The 23,017-nt window shown below is 73.6% G+C and carries 23 protein-coding genes; 10 read left to right on the top strand and 13 right to left on the bottom strand.

The window, feature by feature from the left end; all coding sequences use genetic code 11:
- Positions 1–21 precede the first annotated feature (21 nt).
- Positions 22–1,056 carry a PHB depolymerase family esterase gene (locus O7603_RS11500; protein ID WP_281575692.1) on the top strand — a complete coding sequence of 345 codons (1,035 nt, stop codon included), beginning with the start codon at positions 22–24 and terminating at the stop codon, positions 1,054–1,056.
- Positions 1,057–1,125: 69 nt separating this feature from the next.
- Entirely contained in the window at positions 1,126–2,271 is a 1,146-nt protein-coding gene (corA, locus tag O7603_RS11495; RefSeq protein ID WP_281575691.1) for a magnesium/cobalt transporter CorA, read from the top strand.
- 30 nt (positions 2,272–2,301) lie between these two features.
- On the opposite strand, the gene O7603_RS11490 is transcribed toward corA, so the two are convergent.
- Positions 2,302–2,487 (bottom strand): hypothetical protein, encoded by a 186-nt coding sequence (locus O7603_RS11490; RefSeq protein WP_281575690.1) that lies wholly within the window; start codon positions 2,485–2,487, stop codon positions 2,302–2,304.
- A 181-nt stretch (positions 2,488–2,668) separates the two neighbouring features.
- A complete protein-coding gene (locus O7603_RS11485) occupies positions 2,669–3,184 on the bottom strand; it encodes a 2'-5' RNA ligase family protein (RefSeq protein WP_281575689.1) in 516 nt (171 codons plus the stop codon).
- Between the two features lie 82 nt (positions 3,185–3,266).
- Between O7603_RS11485 and O7603_RS11480 the strand changes: the two genes are divergently transcribed.
- The 3 genes from O7603_RS11480 to O7603_RS11470 all read left to right on the top strand — a co-directional run bounded on the left by O7603_RS11480 (position 3,267) and on the right by O7603_RS11470 (position 6,368).
- Positions 3,267–3,779, top strand: coding sequence for a DinB family protein (locus tag O7603_RS11480; RefSeq protein WP_281575688.1), 513 nt, complete (start codon positions 3,267–3,269; stop codon positions 3,777–3,779).
- A 115-nt stretch (positions 3,780–3,894) separates the two neighbouring features.
- Positions 3,895–4,302: an SCP2 sterol-binding domain-containing protein gene (locus tag O7603_RS11475; RefSeq protein ID WP_281575687.1), complete on the top strand. Its 408-nt coding sequence runs from the start codon at positions 3,895–3,897 to the stop codon at positions 4,300–4,302.
- Positions 4,299–6,368 carry a glycogen debranching N-terminal domain-containing protein gene (locus O7603_RS11470; protein ID WP_281575686.1) on the top strand — a complete coding sequence of 690 codons (2,070 nt, stop codon included), beginning with the start codon at positions 4,299–4,301 and terminating at the stop codon, positions 6,366–6,368. The genes O7603_RS11475 and O7603_RS11470 overlap by 4 nt, the downstream gene beginning before the upstream one ends.
- A 15-nt stretch (positions 6,369–6,383) precedes the next feature.
- Here the strand turns inward: O7603_RS11470 and O7603_RS11465 are convergent, their stop codons facing one another.
- From O7603_RS11465 to O7603_RS11450, 4 genes are all read right to left on the bottom strand, one after another.
- Entirely contained in the window at positions 6,384–7,076 is a 693-nt protein-coding gene (locus tag O7603_RS11465; protein WP_281575685.1) for a hypothetical protein, read from the bottom strand.
- On the bottom strand, positions 7,073–7,834 hold the full coding sequence (locus tag O7603_RS11460; protein WP_281575684.1) for a Pr6Pr family membrane protein: 762 nt from the start codon (positions 7,832–7,834) through the stop codon (positions 7,073–7,075). The genes O7603_RS11465 and O7603_RS11460 overlap by 4 nt, the downstream gene beginning before the upstream one ends.
- 31 nt (positions 7,835–7,865) lie before the next feature.
- A complete protein-coding gene (locus O7603_RS11455) occupies positions 7,866–8,621 on the bottom strand; it encodes a hypothetical protein (protein WP_281575683.1) in 756 nt (251 codons plus the stop codon).
- Positions 8,622–8,701: 80 nt separating this feature from the next.
- Positions 8,702–9,208: a DinB family protein gene (locus O7603_RS11450; protein ID WP_281575682.1), complete on the bottom strand. Its 507-nt coding sequence runs from the start codon at positions 9,206–9,208 to the stop codon at positions 8,702–8,704.
- 116 nt (positions 9,209–9,324) lie between these two features.
- Between O7603_RS11450 and O7603_RS11445 the strand changes: the two genes are divergently transcribed.
- Positions 9,325–10,233 carry a DUF72 domain-containing protein gene (locus O7603_RS11445; protein ID WP_281575681.1) on the top strand — a complete coding sequence of 303 codons (909 nt, stop codon included), beginning with the start codon at positions 9,325–9,327 and terminating at the stop codon, positions 10,231–10,233.
- A gap of 16 nt (positions 10,234–10,249) precedes the next feature.
- Here the strand turns inward: O7603_RS11445 and O7603_RS11440 are convergent, their stop codons facing one another.
- The 3 genes from O7603_RS11440 to O7603_RS11430 all read right to left on the bottom strand — a co-directional run bounded on the left by O7603_RS11440 (position 10,250) and on the right by O7603_RS11430 (position 12,903).
- Complete coding sequence (locus tag O7603_RS11440; protein WP_281575680.1) at positions 10,250–11,473, bottom strand: cytochrome P450; 1,224 nt, start codon at positions 11,471–11,473, stop codon at positions 10,250–10,252.
- A 118-nt stretch (positions 11,474–11,591) separates the two neighbouring features.
- Complete coding sequence (locus tag O7603_RS11435) at positions 11,592–11,966, bottom strand: hypothetical protein (RefSeq protein WP_281575679.1); 375 nt, start codon at positions 11,964–11,966, stop codon at positions 11,592–11,594.
- A gap of 157 nt (positions 11,967–12,123) precedes the next feature.
- Positions 12,124–12,903, bottom strand: coding sequence for a hypothetical protein (locus tag O7603_RS11430; RefSeq protein ID WP_281575678.1), 780 nt, complete (start codon positions 12,901–12,903; stop codon positions 12,124–12,126).
- A gap of 293 nt (positions 12,904–13,196) precedes the next feature.
- Here O7603_RS11430 and O7603_RS11425 point away from each other — a divergent pair, with 293 nt between their 5' ends.
- A complete protein-coding gene (locus O7603_RS11425) occupies positions 13,197–13,367 on the top strand; it encodes a hypothetical protein (RefSeq protein WP_281575677.1) in 171 nt (56 codons plus the stop codon).
- A 3-nt stretch (positions 13,368–13,370) separates the two neighbouring features.
- Here O7603_RS11425 and O7603_RS11420 read toward each other — a convergent pair whose 3' ends face one another.
- The 3 genes from O7603_RS11420 to O7603_RS11410 form a co-directional block, all read right to left on the bottom strand.
- Positions 13,371–14,171: an alpha/beta fold hydrolase gene (locus tag O7603_RS11420; protein WP_281576670.1), complete on the bottom strand. Its 801-nt coding sequence runs from the start codon at positions 14,169–14,171 to the stop codon at positions 13,371–13,373.
- A 110-nt stretch (positions 14,172–14,281) separates the two neighbouring features.
- The gene (locus tag O7603_RS11415) at positions 14,282–15,499 is read right to left on the bottom strand and encodes a glycosyltransferase (RefSeq protein ID WP_281575676.1); all 1,218 of its coding nucleotides are present in this window, start codon (positions 15,497–15,499) and stop codon (positions 14,282–14,284) included.
- Positions 15,500–15,713: 214 nt separating this feature from the next.
- Positions 15,714–16,973: a hypothetical protein gene (locus tag O7603_RS11410; protein ID WP_281575675.1), complete on the bottom strand. Its 1,260-nt coding sequence runs from the start codon at positions 16,971–16,973 to the stop codon at positions 15,714–15,716.
- Between the two features lie 337 nt (positions 16,974–17,310).
- On the opposite strand from O7603_RS11410, the gene O7603_RS11405 reads away from it, so the two are divergent.
- The 3 genes from O7603_RS11405 (at position 17,311) to O7603_RS11395 (ending at position 22,325) form a co-directional block, all read left to right on the top strand.
- Positions 17,311–19,368 (top strand): DNA topoisomerase IV subunit B, encoded by a 2,058-nt coding sequence (locus tag O7603_RS11405; RefSeq protein ID WP_281575674.1) that lies wholly within the window; start codon positions 17,311–17,313, stop codon positions 19,366–19,368.
- Positions 19,369–19,460: 92 nt separating this feature from the next.
- Positions 19,461–21,944 (top strand): DNA topoisomerase IV subunit A, encoded by a 2,484-nt coding sequence (locus O7603_RS11400; protein ID WP_281575673.1) that lies wholly within the window; start codon positions 19,461–19,463, stop codon positions 21,942–21,944.
- 231 nt (positions 21,945–22,175) lie between these two features.
- On the top strand, positions 22,176–22,325 hold the full coding sequence (locus O7603_RS11395) for a hypothetical protein (protein WP_281575672.1): 150 nt from the start codon (positions 22,176–22,178) through the stop codon (positions 22,323–22,325).
- Positions 22,326–22,346: 21 nt separating this feature from the next.
- Here O7603_RS11395 and O7603_RS11390 read toward each other — a convergent pair whose 3' ends face one another.
- On the bottom strand, positions 22,347–22,982 hold the full coding sequence (locus tag O7603_RS11390) for an alpha-ketoglutarate-dependent dioxygenase AlkB (protein WP_281575671.1): 636 nt from the start codon (positions 22,980–22,982) through the stop codon (positions 22,347–22,349).
- Positions 22,983–23,017 lie beyond the last annotated feature (35 nt).

The following is a 23,017-nucleotide window of genomic DNA, read 5'->3' as shown; positions in this document are numbered from 1 at the left end:
GTCCACCACAGGAGTTGAAGCATGAGAGTTCCGTGGAAGGGATTGGCCGCCGCCGCCGTCGGCGTGCTGCTGGCCGTGCCCCCCGTGAGCGCCGCGCACGCCGCCGGCACGCCGTACACGGTGCCGCCGGTCGCCGGCTCGCTGAGCACCTACAACGTCTCCTCGGTGTACGTCGCCGGGGTCTCCTCCGGCGGGTACCTGGCCACCCAGCTCCAGGTGGCCTACTCCGGGCGGATCCGCGGGTCGGCCGTCTTCGCCGCCGGCCCCTACTACTGCGCGCAGAACACGGTGAGCCAGGCGCTCTACGCGTGCGGCGACAACATCTACCCGACCTACCTCGCCAACCTGCAGACGTACACCCGGACCTGGGCGACGTACGGCTGGATCGACCCGGTGGGCAACCTCGCCTCGCGTCCCGCGTACGTCTTCCACGGCAATTCGGACACCAGCGTGAAGAAGTCGGTCACCGACGACCTGGTCCGCTACCACCAGCACTTCGGCGCGAGCGTGCAGTACGACAGCGGCTCGTCGGCCGGCCACGCCTGGGTCACCCCGTACGGCACCGGTGGGTGCACCGTGACCGCGTCGCCCTACCTCAACGACTGCGGCACCGACCCGCAGAACGCGTTCCTGCGCAGGCTCCTCGGGTCGGTGGCGGCACCGAACACCGGCCCACTGCGCGGCACGCTGATCCGCTTCGCCCAGAACACCTTCGCGGTGGGCGGCTGGGCCAACGGCCTCAGCATGGATTCCGCCGGCTTCGCCTATGTGCCGGCTCCGTGCGCCGCCGGCCAGTCGTGCCGGCTGCTCGTCGCGCTGCACGGCTGCCTCCAGGGGTACGGCAAGGTCGGCACCGCCTTCGTCGACCGGGCCAACCTCAACCAGTACGCCGACACGAACAACATGATCGTGCTCTACCCGCAGGCCACCACCGCAGCCGCCAACCCGAACGGCTGCTGGGACTGGTGGGGCTACCTCGGCGCGACGAACTACCCGATCAAAGGCGGTGCACAGGTCGAGACCATCATGAACATGGTCCGCCGTCTCGACGGCTGACCCCGTCCGACGTTCGCCCGGGGTTTCGGTCGGGGGGATGCGGGGATCCAGCGCGGTTCGGTGGGAGGCGTGCTGGGGGAGGTGGTCATGGTCGGTGCCGCCGACCCCCACCCGGAGGGTGGTTTCGGGCGTCAACTCGACGAGAACGAGACCGGCCCCGGCGGTCGGCGTCCCGAGGCGCCGGCGGCCGCCCCCAGTGGTCTCGTCGACAGCGCCGTCTACACCGGGGGGCGCCGGTTCGCGTCGCCGTCCACGCTCGCCGACACGTACCGGTGCCTGCAGGAACAAGCCGACGCGATGGCCTGGATCGGGCTGTACCGGCCGGACCCGGACCAGATCACCTCGCTGGCACGGGAGTTCCGGCTGCACGAGCTGGCCGTCGAGGACGCGATCAACGCGCACCAGCGGCCCAAGCTGGAACGCTACGGGGACACCCTGTTCGTCGTGCTGCGCGCGGCCCGCTACGAGGACCTGCGCGAAGAGGTCGAGTTCAGCGAGCTGCACCTGTTCATCGGCCCCGGGTTCGTCATCACCGTGCGGCACGGTGAGGCGCCCGACCTGGCCGCCACCCGGCGGCGGATGGAGGGCGAGCCGCAGATGCTCGCGCGCGGCCCGCAGGCGGTGCTCTACGCGATCCTCGACCAGGTCGTCGACGGGTACGCCCCGGTGGTGGCCGGGCTGGAGAACGACATCGACGAGATCGAGACCGAGGTCTTCGGCGGCGACCCGAACGCCAGCCGGCGCATCTACGAGCTCAGCCGTGAGGTGATCCAGTTCCAGCGGGCCGCCCGTCCGCTGCTCGGCGTGCTGGGCGCGCTCGCCGCCGGCTCCGGCAAATACGGCACGGACGAGGAGTTGCAGCGCTACCTGCGCGACGTGACCGACCACCTGACCCAGGTGGTGGAGCGGGTGGACAGCTTCCGGCACCTGCTGCAGAACATCCTGGCCGTCAACGCCACCCTCGTCTCGCAGCAGCAGAACGAGGAGATGCGCAGCCTCACCGCGGCGAGCTACGCGCAGAACGAGGAGCTGAAGAAGGTCTCCTCCTGGGCGGCGATCCTGTTCGCCCCGACCCTCATCGGCACCGTCTACGGCATGAACTTCGTCCACATGCCGGAGCTGCGCTGGCGGTACGGCTACCTCTTCGCGGTCGCGCTGATGGCGCTCGTCTGCGGCACCCTCTACCTGATCTTCAAGCGTCGCGGCTGGCTCTGAGCGGCGCCGCCGGCGGCGCGCCGGCCGCGCCTATTCGAAGCCGCGGAGGATGTGCCGCTCGTCCTCGACGTCGTCGTCGTCCGCACCGATCCGGCCTTGCAGGGCGGAAGCGGCCCAGACCGCCAGCGGGGTGGACGCCCCGGTCGTCCCGGCGACCTGGGGGTCGTCGTTCGTCCGGGCGTCCTCGATCGATGGCGCGCTGCGTTGCACCTGCATGGCACTGCCCTCCTCGTTGCCGCTGCGCCCCGGTGACCGCCGGGTCCGCCATTGCACGCGGGCCGCCACGCCGACCGACCGACCGGTCGCGGGGTGACACAGCTCACACGAACCATCGCACGTCGGGACGCCGCGGGACAGCCGGTTTCCATTACCCGACTTTCCGTGACGGAAAGAGTGCTCAGGGTAGTGGGCAGGAGATCCCGCGGGCGTGGTCGGTGAGCGCCGCGCCGACCACCGTCGCCGCCAGCGGCAGCACCTCCAGGCAGCGGCGCACGGCCGCGGCCATCAACGTGTTGGGCACCCGCATGGACAGCGTGCAGTGCGGCACCCAGCGCCCCGGCTGGTAGTGCTCCACCAGGGTGATGCCGGCCGTGGTGAGCCGGTCGTGCACCTCCCGGTGGTGGGCCAGCAACTCGGCGGTGGGCGTCGCGCCGAGCCAGAGCACCCGGCCGACGAACTGCCCGGCGTGCTGGAACAACAGCCGCAGCGGCGCGGCCACCACCAGCCCGTCCAGCGCCGCGGCGACCCGCTCGGGGTCGAACCGGGGCGCCACGGCGAGCGACACGTGCGGCCGGTGCCGCTGCTCCAGCAGCGAACGCATGCTCTGCACACCCTCGGACTCCAGCGCGTCCCACAGCACCCGGATCCGCCGCGTCGCGTCGGTGTCCAGGTAGAGCTCCAGCGCCGCAACCACGGGATCACGGTAGCGGCCGGGTTTGCCGACGCGGTGGTGGCGGTACAGGACCGGGACCGGCCGAACCCAGGAGGATGGACCAGTGGACGTGAGCGACCTGCTGACCGAGACGTACGACCGGCTGCCCGACCTCGTCCGCGCGGCGGTCGACGGCCTCACGCCCGAGCAGCTGCGCCGGGCGCCCGGGCCGGGCGCCAACCCGGTGGGCTGGCTGGTCTGGCACCTGACCCGCGTGCAGGACGACCACCTCGCCGACGTGATGGGGACGGACCAGATCTGGGTGACCGGTGACTGGGCCGGCCGCTTCGGGCTCGCCGTCGCCGATCCGCACGACACGGGCTACGCGCACACCGCCGAGCAGGTGGCCGCCGTGCGGCCGGAGAGCGCCCAGGCACTGCTCGACTACCACGAGGCGGTCCACACCCGGACCCGGACGTTCCTGGCCGGGCTCCGGCCGGCGGACCTGGACCGGGTGGTCGACGAGGCGTGGGATCCGCCGGTGACGCTCGGGGTCCGGCTGGTCAGCGTCGCCGAGGACGACCTCCAGCACGTCGGGCAGGCGGCCTACGTCCGCGGCCTCGTCGAGGCCGACTGAGACCCGGCTGCCCTCCCGGCGGCGCGCCGACCCGGCCCGCGGAGCCACCTCTTTCGGGTGAGGCCGCCTCACCCCGTGCGGTGCGAGCCTGCCAGCACGGAGGGGAGGGCGCCGTATGGGCACGACGGTGGCGGACTACCTGCGGGGCCTCGGGCCCGGCCTGCGGCCGGAGCTACCGGAGACCACCGCCGGCACGCTGCGGCTGGATGCGCGGGAGGACGGCCGCACCGAACACTGGCTCTTGACCATCGCCGACCAGCACGTCGAGGTGAGCCGCTCGGCCGAGGACGCCGACCTGGTGGTCCGGGCCGACCGGTCGGTGTTCGACGAGATGGCCACCGGGCACGTGCACGTCTCGGCCGCGCTGCTGCGCAACGACCTGACCGTGCAGGGCGACATCCGGCTGCTCAACCTGCTGCGCCGGATCTTCCCCGGCCCGCCCGGCGCGCGGCATCCCCGTACGGTCGCCCGGGAGGTCATGGAGGGTCGGACCGGAGTGGGCGGATGGGGCGCTCCGCGATGAGGCAGGAGCGGGCGTACGTGGTCGCCGGGAACGCCTTCGCGGTCGGCGACGCGCAGGGTGACATGGACACCGATCCGCGCTACCCGGTCGGACTCTTCTCGTTCGACACCCGGTTCGTGTCCCGCTGGGTGCTCACGGTGAACGGCGAACGGCTCAACGCCCTCTCCCGGGACGACATGGCGTACTTCGAGACGCGGTTCTTCCTGGTGCCCGGCGCGGCGAGCCACTACGTGGACGCGGACGTCTCGGTGATCCGGCACCGATCCCTCGACGACAGCTTCAACGAGCGCATCACGGTGCTCAACCACTCGTCCGAACCGGCCGAGTACGCCGTGCGGCTGGAGATCGGCAGCGACTTCGCCGACACCTCGGAGATCCTGCGGACGCACCCGCGGGACGTGCTGGTCACCGCGGACCCGGCCGCGCGGCAGCTCCGGCTCCGATTCGAGCGGGGCCGGTTCGTGCGGGAGACCATCGTGTCCAGCACGGCACCCGTCGAGGTCGACGAGGGCGGGATGACGTTCCGGATCCGCATCGAGCCGGAGGGCAAGTGGATCACCGACCTGCACGTCGAGATGACCATCCACGGCGCGGGCGGCCGGGACCTGCGGGCGAGCCTGGAGTCGCACCGTGACCACGTGCGCCGCGGGATGCGCGAGGACCTGCAGGACTGGCTGGAGCGGGCGCCGCAGCTGGTGGCCGAGCGGGACGAGCTGTCGGCGATCTACGAGCGGAGCCTCACCGACCTCGCGTCGCTGCGCTACCGGCCGCTGGCGAACCCCGGGCTGGTGCCGGTGGGCGGCCTGCCGTGGGCGATGACCCTGTACGGGCGGGACAGCCTGTTCACCTGCCTCCAGTCGCTGGCCTTCACCCCCGAGCTGACCCCGGCGACGCTGCGCGAGTTCGCCATGCTCCAGGGCGGCCAGCTCGACGACGAGCGCGACGAGGAGCCCGGGAAGATCCTGGCCGAGCTGCGGTACGGCGAGTCGGCCGCGTTCGGCGACGAGCCGAGCGCCCTCTACTACGGGGCGGCGGACACCACCCCGCTCTTCGTGATCCTGCTCGACGAGTACGAGCGCTGGTCGGGCGACGCCGACATCGTCCGGGAGCTGCGGCATCCGGCCCGGATGGCGCTGGACTGGATCGACGAGTACGGCGACCTGGCCGGTGACGGCTACCTGCGCTACGTGACCCGCAACAGCCGGAAGGGATGGGTCAACCAGGGCTGGAAGAACTCGCCCGACGCGATCAGGTACGCCGACGGGCGGCTGCCGGGCTTCCCCCGGGCGACCTGCGAGCTGCAGGGCTACGCGTACGACGCGAAGCGGCGCGGGGCCCGGCTGGCCCGGGAGTTCTGGGGTGACCCGGCGTACGCCGACCGGCTGGACCGGGAGGCCGACGAGCTGAAGCGGCGGTTCAACCGGGACTACTGGCTGCCGCACCGGGAGTACTACGCGCTGGCCCTGGAGCCGGACGGGACGCCGGTGGACGCGCTGTCGTCGAACATCGGTCACCTGCTGTGGAGCGGCATCGTCGAGGACGAGCGCGCCAGGGCGCTCGCCGCGCACCTGGTCGGCCCGGACCTTTTCTCCGGCTGGGGGGTGCGGACGCTGGCCTCCGGGCAGCACCCCTACAACCCGGTCGGCTCGCACCTCGGCGCGGTGTGGCCGTCGGACAACGCGGTGATCGTCGCCGGCCTGCGCCACTACGGCTGTGACGCCGAGGCCGCCCGGATCGCCGGGGGCATCTTCGACGTGGCGGAGACGCTCGGCGGGGCGGTGCCGGAGCTGATCGCCGGCTACGAGCGGGAGTTCACCAAGTACCCGGTGCAGCTGCCGGCCGCCGGACGACCCCAGTCGTGGTCCTCCGGAGCGTTGCTGATGCTGCTCGGCGCCGTGCTCGGGCTGCGTCCCACCGGGGAGAGCCTGCTGGTCAACCCCGCGCTGCCGACCGGGTTCGGGCGGGTCGAGCTGCTGGACATCCCCGGCCGCTGGGGGCGCTCCGACGCGTACGGCCGGGACCGTGGCGCCGCGCCCCGGCACCACGAACGACCCCGGCTGCGCTGACCGGCGCCGACCGGGTCAGCCGACGGATCCCGGCGGGGCGGCAATCTCGTACGCGGCGGAGATCTCCTCGGCCACGGCCGGGTCGCTCGCCGCGAGCACGGCGGTCTCCAGGATCCGGGCCGGCTCCGGACCAGCGCGCCAGGCGCGGACCGCGAGGACCCAGGGCGGACCGTCGCCGGGCAGCGGCGTCGCGAGGTGATCGGCCAGGTGCCGGGCGGCCGGCTCCCCGCCGTCGGCGACCCACCCGGCGAGGTACGGCCCGACGTCGACCCCGGTGGCGCCGATCGCGGCGAGCACGTCGGTCGCCTCTACCGGCGCCGGGAACGTCGCGAGCGTGTGCCCCCACCAGGCGGCCAGGTACGCCTCGACGGCCCGCTGCTCGTCGCGTGGCCAGCCCCGCCAGTGCTTTCCGATCGCGTCGAACAGCCGGCCCGGCGCGACCGGGTCGTCGATCGCACCGGCCGCCAGAAGCTCCAGCAGCCGGGGCAGGAAGTACCGCAGGTCCGCGAGGTCCCCCCAGGTCGTGAGCGCCTTGCCCGCGTAGCGTCGCAGCTGCCCACCGGTGAGCGCGCGCAGCGGCGTGTCGAGCAGCACCGCCACCTCGGCCGGCGCCACGCAGTGCGCGCAGTACCCCATCCGGCTCGGGCGCGGGTGGCGGCGGAACACCGCGTACAGCTGGTCGACCGCCCGGTCGAGGGCGAGGGTCACTCCTGGCCGCCGGAGGCCCGGACGGCGCCGCCGGCGGCCGGGCGCGGTGCGCCGTCGCGGTCGTCGGCGGCGGACTGCTCGCGATGCCGGTCCACATCGGCCGGCGCGGACCCGGACGGCGCCGCGACCGCCGGCGCGGCCCTGGCGAGGAGCCGGTCGGCGCCGACGAAGAGCAGCCCGAGCAGCCAGAACGTCACCGCGAAGAAGGCCGCGCTGAGCGCCACTCCGCCGTAGCCCAACTCGCCGGCGTCGAGGAACGGATAGGGGTAGCCGTGCACCACGAGCCCGCGCAGCAGCGCGAACGCCAGGTAACCCAGCGGGAAGGCCAGCCACCAGGCCGCGTACCGCGGGCGCAGCCGACCTCGTCGGTCGACGAGCGCCCAGTTCGCGATGGCGAGCATCGGCACCACGGTGTGCAGGAACTGGTTGCCCAGCGCCTCGCCCAGGGCGCGGTCGGGCTGCGGTATGGCGAAGGGGCTGGCCGGGTTCGCCAGCACCAGGTGGTACACCACGCCGGTGATGGTGATGTAGAGGGTGACCGCGCCCGTGAGCGCCGGGGGCGGATCGGGCCGGTCCCGCCACGCCCGCGCGGCGGCGTACCCGGCGACCAGCCCGACCGCGACGTTGCTCTGGATGGTGAAGTACGGCAGCAGCCCGGTCACCGTGGCCGGGCCGAGGGCGGTGAGCAGGATTCCGGCCACCACACCGACCACGATCGCCACCCGGAGGGCAGCCGCCGCCCGCCGCCGCAGTGTCATCGGGGCAAGCTACCAGCCCGCGCCCGCCCGGTCAGTCGCCCGAAAGGCCCCCGGCGGCGGGCTTCTTCTCGCCGGCCCTGCCGCCGCCGGTCGGCGGGTCCTGCCCCGCGCCGCCGGGGTCGGCGGGACGGCCGGGCGGCGCGGTGGGCGGGGCCGTCGGCCGGGTCGGGTGCGCCGGCCGGCCGGCGGAGGTGCCGCGCGTCCGCTCGTCGGTCAGCAGCCGGTCGCAGTAGTCGGGCACCAGCTCCCGCCCGCCAGCGGCGGTGATCAGGGCGGCGAAGGCCGGATTTTCCCGCGCCTTGCCGGGGTTGTCGCCGACCTGGGCCCGGTACGCCCGACAGAGGCCGGTCAGCGAGGGGCCGGGAGTCGGTCTGGTCTCGGTGCCCGGTACGGGCGTCGACCCCCGACCCGGGCCGCTCGGCGCCGCCTCGACAGCCGGGGTGGACGGTGCGGGGGCGGGGGTGGTGCCGGCCGGCCCTTGCGGCGTGCCGGTGGTGGCGGCCAGCGCCACCCCGCCGGTGGCGGCGACGGCGAGCGCGGCCAGGGCGGCCCGCACCCCGATGGTGGTCACGGTGGGTCGGGGACGGGCCGGCGCGCCGGCCGGCTCGGCCAGGGCGCGACGGAACGCCTGCACGGCGGCGTGTTCGCCGTCGAGCTCACCGGGAAGCGGCGCGGCGCGCACGGCCGCCAGCAGCAGGTCGAGCGGGTGCGGCCCGTACCCCGCGTCGACGACGGGACCACTGAGCATGCGCTCGACGGTCTCCTGGTCCATCCCCGGTGCGTTCATCTCGTGTCCCTCAGCGCAACGCGCCGGAGGGACGTCACATCGCGCCGCCCGGAACCCGGACCGGGAGCGGCGACAGGCCCTCAGCCCATCGTCTTGGTGCCGTCGACCGCCTCACGCAGGATGTCGGCGTGCCCGGCGTGCTGGGAGGTCTCGGCGATGACGTGCAGCACCACTCGTCGGACCGACCAGCTCACGCCCGGGTCGAACCACGGGGCCACCGGCAACGGGTGCGCGGCGTCGAGGTCGAGCGTGGCGATCAACTCATCCGTCCGCGCGGCGACCCCGGCGTATTCGTCGAGGAGCCCGGCCAGGGTCTCGCCCTCCAGCATCCGGAACTGGCCGACCCAGTCGACCGGCTCGCTCTGCATCGCGTCGGCGCCGCCGACCGCGAACCGCATCCAGCTCGCCTCGGTCAGCGCCACATGCTTGATCAACCCACCGAGACAGAGCTCGCTGACGGTGGTGCGGTTGGCGGCCTGCTCGTCGGAGATCCCGTCGACCGTCTGGCGCAGGAAGCCCCGGTGTCGGCGGAGCGACTGCACCAGGTCGGCGCGCTCGCCGGTGGTGACCTGCTGGGAGATGGTCATGACGCCGCCCCTTCGCTCGCTGTCGGTCAGGGACACCGTAGGCCCGGCCACCGACATTTCCGTGCCGCCCGCACCAGCGGTTGCCGATTCGGGTGGAGCGGGGTGAACTGAATGACATGGGTGTGATTCGGGTGGGCACGTCGTCCTGGGCCGACCAGTCGCTGCTGCGCTCGGGCTGGTACCCCCGGTCGGCCAACACGCCGGCCGGCCGACTGCGCTGGTACGCCGAGCACTTCCCGCTGGTGGAGGTGGACACGTCGTACTACGCGGTGCCGGCGCCGGAGACGACCCAGGGCTGGGTCGACGCGACCCCGGCGGAGTTCACCTTCGACGTCAAGGCGTTCAGCCTCTTCACCGGTCACCCGACCCCGGTCGCCGCGCTCCCGCGGGACCTGCGGCCCGCCGCCGGCCCGAGCCGGATCCGCCGCCGGGACCTGCCCGCCGCGGCGTACGACGAGCTGTGGGCCCGGTTCCGGGCGGCGCTGGACCCGCTCGGGGCGGCCGGCAAGCTCGGCGCGGTCCTGCTCCAGTTCCCGCCGTGGCTGGTCCGCGGCGCCGCCGCCGAGCGGCGCGTCGCGGAACTCGCCGAGCGCTGCCGCCCCTGGCGGGTCGGCGTGGAGCTGCGGCACGCGTCGTGGTTCGACGGCCGGGCCGCCCTGGACACGCTGGATTTCCTGCGTGCCCACGACCTGAGCCTGGTCTGCGTCGACATGCCGCAGGGGCACCCGTCCTCGGTTCCGCCGGTCCTCATCGCCACCGCGGAGCCGGCGGTGGTCCGCTTCCACGGGCACAGCGACGCCTGGGAGACCGGCGACAAGCAGGAGCGGTTCCGCTACGCCTACGGCGATCGGGAGCTGGACCACTGGTCCGAGCTGCTGACCGAGCTGTCCGGCCAGGCCGCCGAGCTGCACGTGCTGTTCAACAACTGCTGCGCGGGCCAGGCCCAGCGGGACGCCGAGCGGCTGTCCGGCCGGCTGGCCGCCGTCGGGCACGACCGCCCCGCGGCGGCGGGTGCCCCGAGCTGACCGTCGCCGTCCACGGTCAGGCCGTTCGGCGTACGTCGATGATGACGCCGCTGCGCGGCCGGGTGGGGATGCGGCGCAGCGTGATCCGCAGGTCCTGCGCGGGCAGGCGGTAGTCCAGCCGGGCCAGCCGCACGACGAGGTCGCGGAGCAGCGCCACGGTGATCATCTCGCCCGGGCAGCGGTGCCCGCTCCGTGGATCGCCGCCGCCCTGCGGCACTAGCTCGAACGGACCGATCCGCCGGCCGACGAACCGGTCGGGGTCGAAGCGGTACGGGTCCGGCCAGAGCCGGGGATCGTGGTTCTGGCCGTAGAGGTCGAGCAGCACCATCGCCCCGGCCGGGATCCGCACCCCGGCCCACTCCAGGTCGGCCACCGCCCGCCCGCCCACGAACGGCGCGAACGGGTAGAACCTGCGGACCTCGTGCGCGTACGCCTCGGCGAAGGCCGGATCGCTGGCCCGGAGCCGGTCCCGGTGTTCCGGCCAGCGGTGCAGGGCGTGCCCGGCGAAGGCGACGAACCAGGTGACCGCCACGGCCGGCCGGACGATGTTGAGCAGTTCGACCGCGGCGGTGCAGGGGTCCAGCGGCGAGCCGTCGGCGTCCCGATGGGCCGCCACCGCCCGCACCGCGCAGTGCGCCGGCACCGTCGCCTCGCCCCGGCGTACCCGCTCGACGAGGCCGGCCAGCCAGTTCTCCCGACGGGTCCGGGCCCGCCGCGCCCGCCAGTGCCGGGGCCCGCCGGTCGCGAAACCGTCCACCATGGCCACCAGGTCGGCGGCGACGGCCGGCACCTGGTCGTCGGTGAGCGGGATTCCGGTCCAGTCGTGGACCGCGCGGGTCAGCACACCGCTCACCTCGTCGAAGAGCACCACCGGCCCACGCGCGGCCCAGTCCCGTGCGGCGGCGTCCCAGGTCGTCGCGACCCGTCCGACGAGGCCGTCGACGTCCCCGTCCGTCAACAGCGCCACCAGCAGGGCCTTGCGGACCCGGTGTGCCTCGCCGTCGAGGCTGTGCACCGCGCGGTGCCCGAACAGCGTGCTCTGCACCGGCCCGGGAATCGCGCCGTGTCGGTGGATGTGCCGCTCGTCGTAGAAGAAGCGGGCCGCCTCCGGCCCGTGCAGCGCCACCGTGCGCTGCCCCAGCAGCCGGGTCGGCAGCGCGTCGGCGTCGCAGCGGCGCAGCCGGTTGGGCAGCCAACCGAAGCCCTCTAGGGCCAGGGCGAGGGTGCTGTCGAGACGCACGGCGTGACGGGACGGCATGGGCACACACGTGCCCATGCCGGCAGGTGCCAAACCACCCCGTCGGCGTATCTCCCAACCTGCCGCCGCCCGCGCCGGCCACCGCCGTCAGTCCAGGCCGTCAGGCGGTACGGCGCCCCCGGGCCCGGAAGGCGTCCTGCACGCGCTCGTCGACATCCACGTCGTCCGGGAAGGTGCGGCCGGACGGCGCCGGGTCCGGTGGCGCGCCCGGTCCCGCCTCCGGCCGCCGGCTCGGCTCCACCGGGCCGAACCCGTGCCGACCCGCGGGCCCGGACGGCCCGGACGCCGCGCCGGCGCGGCGCTCACCGCGCCGGCCCTCCGGCACGGCGGTCTCCTCGCTGCCCTCGTCCATCGGCGAGTCCTCTTCGACGCCGAAGGGCGGTTCGGTGTCGTACACGTCCCGGGTGCCCCACGGGACCTGCACCTCCGGATCGCGCGGTGCCTGTCCGCCGCCGCGTCCCTTGTTTCCCGTCATGACCACCTCGCTGCTCGGCCCGCCGGTACCGGAGTTGATTGCCCGCCACCGCGCCGGTCATGCCGGCGCGGACCCGACCGGCCCGGCCCGGGCGCGCGCAGACGAACGGCCGGCACCCCACCCGAGGAGGTGGTGGGGTGCCGGCCGAGCCGGCCCGTCAGCGGCCGGCCATCGCCATGTGCCGCTTCGCCGCGATCATTCCCGCGGCCTTGTGGATGCCCGCGCCCATGCCCATGCCCATGCCCATGGCCCTGCCCTTGCCCCGACCCATGCCCATGCCGGAAATCTTCCCCATGCCCGGGATCCGGCCCATGCCCGCGGACTTCCCCATCATCCCGACCTTGCCCATCGTGGCGACCTTCGCGATCCCCTTCGGCGTGGACGCCAGCCCGCCGGCCCGGCCGATGATCCCGCGCCACACCTGTCCGGGTTTCTGCTGCTCACCCATGTACGCGGTCACCACGACCAGGGCGCCGGTCATCGCCGGCACCGCCCACTGCAGCAACTTCATCTGCCGCTGGTTGGCGGCCACCTTGGCCGGGGTCTGGTGGTTGGGCTCGGTGATGCCGTCCACCGGCGGCCCACCGGCCCGCTGCAGTCGCATGCCGAGCAGGCGGCTGTACCCGGTGACCGCGAGGGCGCCCACGGTCAGCGCGGTCTTGACCGCGCTCGCCCGGGCCACGCCCGCCTGGGCGGCCACCCGGGGACTCTCCGTCACCAGCTCACCGACCGCCCCGGCCAGGTGCGCGCCGATGGCGGCCGCGTTCACCGGGGTCCACCGGGACCAGCCCGCCGAGGCGACCGGGAGCCGCTGGGTCGCGTCGTTGATCTTCGCCGCCGCTCCGTTGACGCCGAGGGCTCCCATCAGCGAGCCACCGAACCAGGCCGCGAGGCCCAGGTCGTGCATCGAGCGCAGGGCGCTGTGCCGTTCGGACATCTGAACCCCTTCCACCGTGTCGGGCGCTGCGGCTTACCCACCGCCCGGGCGGCTAACCCCGTCGATGACCCGCCGAGACCTCCGGTCGCGGGACGGACGGGACACCGCCGCCCCCCTTCCGGCGATCTTGCACTGTCGGCCCCTCGTTCGCCCTTCATGCCTGCTTTGCCCGGGCGCAAAGTGCAAGATCGCGCGCCAGTGGGCGCGGGGGGCGTCCGGGCTCGGCCGGTGGTAGGAGTCGTCCGGGCCTGTCGGGGTAGAGCAGACCGACCTGACGAGGGAAGGGGAGCCCGATGACCCAGCCGGAGGAGAGCCGGGAGAAGACCGCCGAGACCGACGCGGTGCTGATGCATCCGGGCGACGACATCCACCGGACCACCGCGGAGGTGCCGCCGCGGCGGGATCACGGCGAGGTCCGGGTGGAGCGCGACGGCGAGATGGTGCCGCTCGAGCCGGAGGAGTGAGGGCTAGCGTCGCGGCAGTCCGGCGGCGAAGGCGGCCACCCGGCCGGCCAGCGGCCCTGCGGCGCGTACCCAGGTGAAGTGGTCGAGCGGGGCGCCGGCGTCCGCGGCGGTGTAGCGCTCGCGGACCACCGGTGCGCTGACCAGCTTGGCGCACAGGTGGTCCATCGTGGCGTGCGGCGTGTACTGGTCGTCGTCGACGCTGATCGCGAGCACGGGTGTGCGGACCCGGCGCACCGCGGCCTCGGTGTCCACCTCGTCCAGCTGCGGGAACCGGCCGGTCCGGGCGCTGTACGCCCAGTCCCGGATGACCCCGCGCGCCTGTCGGCCGCCGAAGCCCCAGCCGGGCCACACGCCGAGCAGCGCCGTGGTGGCGGCGATCCCCTGGGTGTACGGCAGCACCCCGAACCGCCGTCGCCCGGGATAGGCGCGCCAGTAGGGCAGGCCGACGGCGACGAGGGCCAGCCCGTCCACCGCGTCCCCGCCCCGGAGCGCGAGGTGCAGCAGGGCCGCCTGCCCGCCGAGGGAGTGCCCGAGCAACAGCCGGGCCCGCCCGTCCAGGCGCGGCTTGAGCGCCTCCAGCGCGGCGCCCACGTCCCCGGCCAACTCCGCGTAGCCGTGGCGGGAGCGGCGGCTCGGCGCGGGCGTGCTCGCGCCGGTGCCGCGCAGGTCGGCGACGACCACGGCCATCCCGGCCGCGCGTAGCGCGGCGGCCAGCGGCCGGTAGTACCGGGCGCGAACGCCCATGGCCGGCCAGACCACGACGACGGGGGCGTCCGGCTGGTCCGGCTGCGGGTACACCTGCATCCCGAGCCGCCCGCCGTCGACGTCGACGAACTCCTGCGTGTACTCCGCCGGTGCGCTCACCGGCTCAGCCTACGGCCAGCAAGCTACCGGCGGGTAGCATCCTCACGCGGTCAGGCGACCGCCGGAACGGACCGGCCGACCGCGGCGACCGACGCGTAGACCGCGCTGAGCTGCTCGGCGGCCCGCTTCCAGGAGTAGCTGCTGCGGATCCGGTCCAACGCCGCCGTGGCGTAGGCGAACCGCCGGGTCGGGTCGCTCAGCAGCCGGCGGATCGCCCGGCCCAGCGCCCACGGATCCCGTGGCGGCACGAGATCCCCGGTGAGCCCGTCCACCACCGTGTCGGCGACCCCGCCGACGTTCGTGCCGACCACCGGCACGCCGCAGGCCATCCCCTCCAACGGGGTGAGCGCGAACGGCTCGTACCAGGGCGCGGCGACCAGCACGTCGGCCGAGCGGTACCAGCGGCTCAGCTCCGCCCGCGGCACCCCGCCGACCAGCCGCAGCCGGTCGGCCACCCCGCACGACTCGGCGAGCGCCCGCAACCGCCGGGCGAACGGGTCGGCCGGCAGCAGCTCGGCCGCCGGCCCGCCGACGACCACGCACTCCGCGTCCGGCACCGCCGGCAGGGCCCGGACCACGTCCTGGAACCCCTTCCGCTCGACCAGCGCGCCGACGGTGAGGATCCGGGGGCGGGCCGGGTCGCGTGGGACGGCCGGTCCGTCCGGCCGGAACAGCTCCCGGTCGACGCCGGCCGGGACCAGCGTCATCCGGCCGCGCGGCACGCCCATCCGGACCAGCTCGCCGATCTCGTCCTGGCACTGCACGACCACCCGGTCGGCGGCGCGCCCCAGAGCCCGCTCGTAGCCGACCCGGCCCGGCGGGCCGATGTCCCGGCCACCCTGGTGACGCCGCTTCACGGCACCGAGCGAGTGGTACGTCAGCACCACCGGCACCCCGGTCCGTCGACCGGCGTGCAGGGTGGAGAGTCCGCTCGTCCAGTGGTGCGCGTGGGCCACGTCGGGGGTCCAGTTCCCGCCGCGCCACTGCTCGGCCAGCCACCGGCCGAATTCGCCCAGGTGCGGCAGCAGCTCGTCCGTCGGCACCCGCCGTTCCGGGCCGGCCGGCACGTGCAGCACCTGGTAGCCCGCGTCGGTGCCGACCGCGTCGGCGAGTGTGGGGGAGTCCCGGCGGGTGTACACGCGTACGTCGTGGCCCGTGCCGACGAGCGCGGCGGCCAGCTCGGCGACGTGCGTGCTCTGCCCGCCGCCGTCCTCGGCACCGAGGACCGCGAACGGGCTGGCGTGTCCCGAGATCAGGGCGATGCGCATGGTTCCTCCTCGAGCGCCGGATGGCTGGTCGGTACCCCTGCTTCCGCCCCCTAACCGCGAGGTGGTCGACTTCTCGCCGTCGACTGTGGAGCCGGCTGGCGCGGTGTCAGGCTGTCGTCACGGAGCGTCCCCGCTCCGCAGGTGACCCGGCGCACCGGCGCACCGGCGCACCGATGGGCCGGTGCGCCGGTCGGCCGTGCATCGGTACGTCGGGTCAGGAGACGGATATCGAGCCGTTGCCGGCGCGGACGCAGGAGACCGCGCGGGCGGCGGTGGCTGCGGCGCCGGCCAGGCACTGCCCGAGCACCTGGTGCCCGGCGGCGTTCGGGTGCCAGGACTCCTGGCAGGTCTGGAAGTAGCTGGCGCAGACGTTGGCGATCCGCTGGATGGCGATCTTGTCCTTGCCCGACAGGCTGGTCACGAAGGCGCCGTTCGGCGGGTCGTCCTGGAGTCGGATCGGGGTGGCCAGCGCCCCGGTCGGGCTGGTCGCCGTCTCGCAGAGCCGCGCGCCGTCGAAGGCCCGCTGCACGTTCAGGTAGACCAGGTCGGCGGCGGGGAACTCCGTCGCCAGGGTGTCCCGGGTCGATTTCACCAAGATGCCCAGGCCCTGCGAGAACCGGTGACCGGGCGGCAGGCTGGCGCGGTGGATCGGGCACCCGGCCGCGTAGCGCTCGGCGCCCAGGGCGCGGAACTTGTCCCGCGTGTCGTCCCGGCTGTCCTCCTCGTGGAAGCTCGAGTAGAGGTCGGACGGCAGGGGGTTGGTGTAGTCCTGGAAGACGATCCGGTGCTGGCCGTCCGCGTCGACCTGGTCGAGCGTGGTCAGCACATGGCGTACCGCCGTGACGGTCTCGGCGGTCGCCGCGCTGAACTGGGCGGCGGTGGCCAGGTCGGCGTCGGCGCACGGCTCCTGCGGTACGGGGCCGTTCAGGTAGGCCCAGAACTCCCACCAGCCGGTCCAGGCGTCGGCGATGAACCGGTTCGCGCACTTCTCGGCGACGTTGCCGAAGGTGAACGAACTGTTGTTGGAGCCGACCCCGAGCAGGACCAGGTCGATGTCGTGGGTCTGGGCCACCGCGCGGAGCTGGTCGAGCTGGGCGGCGACCTGACGCCCCTTGGTCCGCGCCGCCGACGCGGTGGCGATGTCGTGGGGCTGACCGCCGGAGCAGGCCAGGTTGAACCGGTCCTGGATGCTGGGCAGGGCCGCGCGGTGCAGCGACGCGTTCGCCGAGCGGTGGCAGAAGTAGGCGTTGCTGTTGGGCGCCGTCCAGCCGGGGAAGCCCTGCGCGACGCCGTTGACGTCCACCACCGGGGTGTACGCTCCGGCGCCCTCGCCGCTGACGAAACTGTCCCCGAGGGCGACCGCCGCGGTGGGCAGGGCGGCCGAGGCCGGGGCGGGCGGCGCGACGGCGGTGGAGAGGGTGGCCGTGGCCACGGCGAGCGCCGCAACCAGCGCGGTACGACGGAACCTGGACATACGTCCCCTATCTGTCCATCGAAATATGAAAGATCCTCCGAGACCGCGATCAGATCACTCGGACATGATGAGCGTCAATGGTTCGTCGCTGGTTCCACCGGCCGCCCGGTCGGTACGGAATCCGGCGTGGCCGTCCGGCGTTGCACCGCCGGGCGCCGCCCACCCGCGCCGTCACCCGCGCCGCCCTCGTCCCGGTGTTTCACGTCCGGCCCGGCGGGTCGCGCGGGGTGCCACGGGGTTGTCGGGGCATCCGGCTAGGCTCGCTGCGGCGCGCCGCGCCGGGCGCGGCCGCGCCAGTGAGCGGCACCACACCGCCGAGACCTGGGAGTACGACCAGTTGACCGCAGAGCCTGACACCCTGTACGGGGCCGACGACCTCACCCACCTCGAGGGGCTGGACGCCGTCCGCAAGCGCCCGGGCATGTACATCGGCTCCACCGACAGCCGTGGCGTGGGTCACCTCGTCAACGAGATCCTCGACAACTCCACCGACGAGGGTGTCGCCGGTCACGCCAAGAAGGTCGAGGTGACGCTGCACGCCGACGGCTCGGTCCAGGTCGACGACGACGGCCGGGGCATTCCGACCGACGTGCACGCCCGGTCCGGGCTCTCCGGCGTCGAGCTGGTGCTCACCCGGCTGCACGCGGGCGGCAAGTTCGGCGGCTCCGGCTACAAGACCTCGGGCGGTCTGCACGGTGTCGGCGCGTCGGCGGTCAACGCGCTCTCCCGCCGGTTCGACGTGACGGTCCGCCGGGGCGGCAAGGTCCACTCGATGTCGTTCCGGCACGGCGTGCCGGGGATCTTCGACGGCGACGGCCCGGAGGCGCCGTTCACCGCCGGGCCGGGTCTGCAGGTGGTCGGCGCCATGAAGCGCGGCCAGCGCACGGGCACGTCGATCCGCTACTGGCACGACCCCCGCTACTTCGAGACCACCGCCGCGCTCGACGTCGACGCGGTCCGGATGAAGCTGCGCAACACCGCCTTCCTGGTCCCCGGCGTGAGCTACCTGCTGCGCGACCACACCGGCGAGGCGCCGGCCGAGGAGCGGTTCCACTTCCCCAACGGCCTGACCGACATGGTGGAGTTCCTGGCCCCGTCCGGCGACCGGCCGGTCTCCGGCACCCTGCTGGTCACGGGCGAGGGCAGCTACCGGGAGAACGCGGCCGACGCCAACGGCGTCATGCAGTCCAACGTGCAGCGCCGCGCCGAGGTCGAGATCGCCTTCCGCTGGGGCACCGGCTACGAGCGCACGGTGGAGTGCTTCACCAACACCATCCGCAACGCGCACGGCGGCACCCATCGCAGGGGTTTCGAGCGCGCCCTGGCCCGCACCCTGGCCGAGGCGGCCCGCAACGCCCGCGGCCTGCTCAAGCCCAAGGAGGACGCGCCCACCCTGGACGACGTCCTGGAGGGCATGACCGCCGTGGTGCACGTGCGGATCCCGGAGCCGCAGTTCACCTCGCAGACCAAGGACGAGCTGTCCACCGCCGGCATCACGAAGGTGCTCCAGGGCCTCGTCGAGCAGCACCTCAAGGCATGGCTGGAGGACCGCAGGACCAAGGCGGAGGCGCGCACCGTCCTCCAGAAGATCGTCGACGCGGCCCGGGTGCGGCTGACCCAGAAGCAGCAGAAGGACGCCGCCCGGCGCAAGACCGCTCTGGAGGGCGCGTCGATGCCGGCCAAGCTGGTCGACTGCCGCGCGGCGGGCATCGAGCGCAGCGAGCTGTTCATCGTCGAGGGCGACAGCGCGCTCGGCACCGGTCGGCTCGCCCGCTCCGCCGAATACCAGGCGCTGCTGCCGATCCGAGGCAAGATCCTCAACGTGCAGAAGGCCAACCTCCAGCAGGTGCTCGACAACGCCGAGTGCGCGGCGATCGTGCAGGTGCTGGGGGCCGGCTCCGGGCGGACCTTCGACCTCTCCGCGTTGCGTTACGGCCGCGTCCTGATCATGGCGGACGCCGATGTGGACGGCGCGCACATCCGGACGCTGCTGATCACGCTCTTCGCCCGCTACATGCGTCCGCTGATCGAGGCCGGCCGGCTCTACGCCGCGATGCCGCCCCTGCACAAGATCACCACGAAGGGGCGCAACCCGCAGACGATCTACACCTACACCCAGGCCGAGATGGAGGCGACGGTCCGCAAGCTGGAGAAGGCCGGCAAGCAGATCGTCAGCCCGATCCCGCGGTTCAAGGGTCTCGGCGAGATGGACGCCGACGAGTTGTGGGAGACCACGATGAACCCGGCCACCCGGGCGGTCCGCCGCATCACCCTCGACGACGTCGAGGACGCCGAGCGGATCCTCGACCTGTTGATGGGCGAGAAGGTCGAGCCGCGTCGCAACTGGCTGATCGACTCCGCCGACCGGGTCGACCGGGAGGCGATCGACGCATGAACGGGCGCAGCGCGACCAGTCCCCCTGCCGACGCCGGCCGCAGGGTGGCGAGGGGCATGAGCGCCGGGTTCGTACGAGGGGAAAGCTGAGTCATGGCACGCCGCAAGGAAACGAAGGTCGACCACTCCGCGTTCGACCAGGCCGGCGCGCGGGTCTTCGACAATCCGCTGGTCACCGAGGTCTCCGACTCCTACCTGGAGTACGCGTTCTCGGTCATCCACTCCCGCGCCCTGCCCGACGCTCGGGACGGCCTGAAGCCGGTGCACCGCCGGATCCTCTGGTCGATGCACGAGCAGGGCCACCGGCCCGACCGCGGGCACGTGAAGTCCGCCCGGATCGTCGGCGACGTGATGGGTAAGTACCACCCGCACGGCGACGCGGCGATCTACGACGCCATGGTCCGCCTCGCGCAGGACTTCTCGCTCAACGTCCCGCTCATCGACGGGCACGGCAACTTCGGGTCCCCGGACGACGGCCCGGCGGCGGCGCGCTACACCGAGGCGCGGATGTCCCGGGAGGCGATGCTGCTCGTCGGCGAGTTGGGCGAGGACACGGTCGACCTCGAGCCGAACTACGACGGCTCGCTGTCCCAGCCCACCGTCCTGCCGGCCGCGTTCCCCAACCTGCTGGTCAACGGCGCGTCCGGGATCGCGGTGGGAATGGCCACCAACATGATCCCGCACAACCTCGGTGAGGTCGTCTCGGCCGCCCGCTGGCTGATCAACCACCCGGACGCCACACTCGACAAACTCATGGAGTTCGTCCCGGGCCCCGACCTGCCCACCGGTGGCCTGCTGCTCGGTCTGGACGAGGTGCGCCGGGCGTACGAGACCGGGCGCGGCGTGGTCCGGATGCGCGGCAAGGTGGAGATCGGCCCGCTGGAGGGCAGCCGGGGCCGGCAGGCGATCACCGTGGTGGAGCTGCCGTACGGCGTGGGCGCGGAGAAGGTCATCGCGGCGATCACCAACGAGGTCACCAAGACCAAGCGGCTCACCGGCATCGCCGATGTCAAGGACCTCACCGACCGGGAGAGCGGCACCCGGCTGGTCATCGAGTGCAAGGTCGGGGTCAACCCGCAGGCGCTGCTCGCCGACCTCTACCGGCTCACGCCGCTGGAGCAGTCCTTCGGCGTCAACAACCTGGTGCTGGTCGACGGGCAGCCGCAGACCCTCGGGCTGAAGGCGCTGCTGGAGGTCTTCCTGGCCCACCGCTACGAGGTGGTGACCCGACGCAGCTCCTACCGGCGCCGCAAGCGCGAGGAGCGCCTGCACCTGGTCGACGGTCTGCTGATCGCCCTGCTCGACATCGACAAGGTGGTCCGGCTCATCCGGGCCAGCGAGGACGCGCAGGCCGCCAAGGACGGCCTGATGCAGCGCTTCAAGCTCTCCGAGATCCAGGCGGCCTACATCCTGGACACTCCGCTGCGCCGGCTCACCAAGTACGACCGGCTGGAGCTGGAGGCCGAGCAGGAGCGGCTGCGCCAGGAGATCGCCCAGCTCTCCACGATCCTCGACGACCCCAAGGTGCTCAAGAAGGTCGTCTCCGACGAGCTGGCGGCGGTGACGAAGCAGTTCGGCACCGAGCGCCGCACCACACTCGTCGACGGCGACCTGAAGGAGGTGCTCGCCGCGTCCGTGCCGGCCGGCCCGCTGGAGGTCGCCGACGACCCGTGCCAGGTGATCCTCTCCGCGACCGGCCTGGTGGCGCGCACCGCGGCCGAGTCGGAGGAGACCGCCGAGGGGCGCCGCCGGCACGGCCGGGTCAAGCACGACGCGGTACGCGCCGTCGTGCACTCCACCGCCCGCGGTCGGGTGCTGCTGGTGACCAGTGCCGGCCGGGCGTTCAAGATCGACGTATTGCCGCTGCCGGTCTTGCCGGAACAGGCCGGCACGGTGTCGCTGCGGGGCGGGATGTCCGCCGCCGAGCTGGTGCCGCTGGAGCCGGGCGAGACCGTGGTGGGCCTGGCGCCGCTCGGCGCGACCGCCGAGGGCTCGCCGGGGCTGGCCCTCGGCACCCGACACGGCGTCGTCAAGGTCTGCGCGCCGGAGTGGCCGGTCCGCTCCGACGAGTTCGAGGTGATCAGCCTGCGTGAGGGCGACGAGGTGGTCGGGGCGACCTGGCTGACCGACGGTGCCGAGGCCCTCACGTTCATCACCTCCGAGGCGTCGCTGCTGCGCTTCCCCGCCACCCTGGTCCGCCCGCAGGGCATCCGGGGCGGTGGCATGGCCGGCATCAACCTCCCGGGTGCCGCGCAGGTGGTCTTCTTCGGCGCGATCCGCACCGACGACCCGTCGCACGGCGCGCCGATGGTGGTCACCTCGACGGGTGCCACGGTCAAGGTGACGCCCTTCGCGGCGTACCCGGCGAAGGGGAGGGCCACCGGCGGCGTACGCGCCCAGCGTTTCCTCAAGGGCGAGACCGACGTGGTCGTCGCCTGGGTGGGGCCGCGCCCGGTCGGTGCCACCGCCAACGGCGAGCCGGTCGAGCTGCCCGCCGCCGACCCGCGCCGGGACGGCTCCGGCTTCGCCGTGATGCTCGGCCCCACGGTCGTCGGCCACCAGGTCGAACGCGGCTGACCCTCGACCCACGACGGCGCCCCGGACCGCACGGTCCGGGGCACTCGGCGCGCAGCGACGGTGTCGACCCCGGAGCGCGGACCATGGCGCGGAACGCGCTATGACGCAGAGTCATAGATATGCCGGTGAGTCATAACGCTTGAGGGGTACGGCGAGCCGATCCCGGCCGGTGGCCGCACGCCCGCCGACGGCCTCGGCGACCTCCCGGCCGCCCGGCGCCGGACGGTCGTCGTGCTCAGGCACGAGTCGACCGACATCCCGCCGGGGGCACTCGACTGTCTGGACGTGGCCGTGGAGATCCCGATGGTCGGCCACGGGCGCAGCCTCGACGTCGCCGTCGCCGGTTCGCCCGTCCTCTACCGGCTCGTCGACCTGCTGTGAGCCTTGCCCGTCGCGGCCGCGTCAGGCGACGTCGACCGGGCGGAACTGCACGCTGACCCGGGGGCCGACCGGACGGGCCGTCTTGGGGATGGCGTGCTCCCAGGTGCGCTGGCAGGAGCCGCCCATCACGATCAGGTCGCCGTGGCCCACCGGGAACCGCAGGCTCGCCCCGCCGCCGCGTGGCCGCAGCAGGAGCGGGCGGGGCGAGCCGAACGAGACGATCGCGACCATGGTGTCGGAGTGCGCGGAGCGGCCGATCGTGTCGCCGTGCCAGGCGACGCTGTCGCGGCCGGTGCGGTAGAGGCACATGCCGGCGGTGACGAACGGCTCGCGCAGCTCGGCGGCGTAGTGGTGGGTGAGCGCCGCCCGCGCCGCCGTGAGCACCGGATGGGGCAGCCGTCGGTCGCTGTCGTACCAGCAGAGCAGGCGCGGGACGTCGACCTCGCTGTCGTACATCGTGCGGCGCTCGGCGCGCCACGGCACGTCCCGCAGCAGCGTGTCGAGCACCTGGTCGGAGCCCCGCACCCAACCGGGCAGGTGGTCGACCCAGGCGCCCCGGCTGAGCCGGTGCCGGCGCAGCCCGCCGGGCAGCGATCCCAGGGACGGCCCGGCGTCGGTCAGGTCGAGCATCGACGGCTGGTAGGCGGCCTGCGTCATGGAGCCCACCCTAGCAGCACTTTCGTACAACCGTA

Source organism: Micromonospora sp. WMMD812 (genome assembly GCF_027497215.1).
GTDB lineage: Bacteria > Actinomycetota > Actinomycetes > Mycobacteriales > Micromonosporaceae > Micromonospora.
This window is presented reverse-complemented; position numbering and strand designations above follow the sequence as displayed.

Coding starts and splice junctions, on each gene's coding strand:
- O7603_RS11500 (WP_281575692.1), top strand. CDS start 22: ATGAGAGTTCCGTGGAAGGGATTGGCCGCCGCCGCCGTCGGCGTGCTG.
- O7603_RS11490 (WP_281575690.1), bottom strand. CDS start 2,487: ATGCAGGTGCAACGCAGCGCGCCATCGATCGAGGACGCCCGGACGAAC.
- O7603_RS11475 (WP_281575687.1), top strand. CDS start 3,895: ATGGGCACGACGGTGGCGGACTACCTGCGGGGCCTCGGGCCCGGCCTG.
- O7603_RS11470 (WP_281575686.1), top strand. CDS start 4,299: ATGAGGCAGGAGCGGGCGTACGTGGTCGCCGGGAACGCCTTCGCGGTC.
- O7603_RS11460 (WP_281575684.1), bottom strand. CDS start 7,834: ATGACACTGCGGCGGCGGGCGGCGGCTGCCCTCCGGGTGGCGATCGTG.
- O7603_RS11455 (WP_281575683.1), bottom strand. CDS start 8,621: ATGAACGCACCGGGGATGGACCAGGAGACCGTCGAGCGCATGCTCAGT.
- O7603_RS11450 (WP_281575682.1), bottom strand. CDS start 9,208: ATGACCATCTCCCAGCAGGTCACCACCGGCGAGCGCGCCGACCTGGTG.
- O7603_RS11445 (WP_281575681.1), top strand. CDS start 9,325: ATGGGTGTGATTCGGGTGGGCACGTCGTCCTGGGCCGACCAGTCGCTG.
- O7603_RS11435 (WP_281575679.1), bottom strand. CDS start 11,966: ATGACGGGAAACAAGGGACGCGGCGGCGGACAGGCACCGCGCGATCCG.
- O7603_RS11430 (WP_281575678.1), bottom strand. CDS start 12,903: ATGTCCGAACGGCACAGCGCCCTGCGCTCGATGCACGACCTGGGCCTC.
- O7603_RS11425 (WP_281575677.1), top strand. CDS start 13,197: ATGACCCAGCCGGAGGAGAGCCGGGAGAAGACCGCCGAGACCGACGCG.
- O7603_RS11420 (WP_281576670.1), bottom strand. CDS start 14,171: ATGCAGGTGTACCCGCAGCCGGACCAGCCGGACGCCCCCGTCGTCGTG.
- O7603_RS11415 (WP_281575676.1), bottom strand. CDS start 15,499: ATGCGCATCGCCCTGATCTCGGGACACGCCAGCCCGTTCGCGGTCCTC.
- O7603_RS11410 (WP_281575675.1), bottom strand. CDS start 16,973: ATGTCCAGGTTCCGTCGTACCGCGCTGGTTGCGGCGCTCGCCGTGGCC.
- O7603_RS11400 (WP_281575673.1), top strand. CDS start 19,461: ATGGCACGCCGCAAGGAAACGAAGGTCGACCACTCCGCGTTCGACCAG.
- O7603_RS11390 (WP_281575671.1), bottom strand. CDS start 22,982: ATGACGCAGGCCGCCTACCAGCCGTCGATGCTCGACCTGACCGACGCC.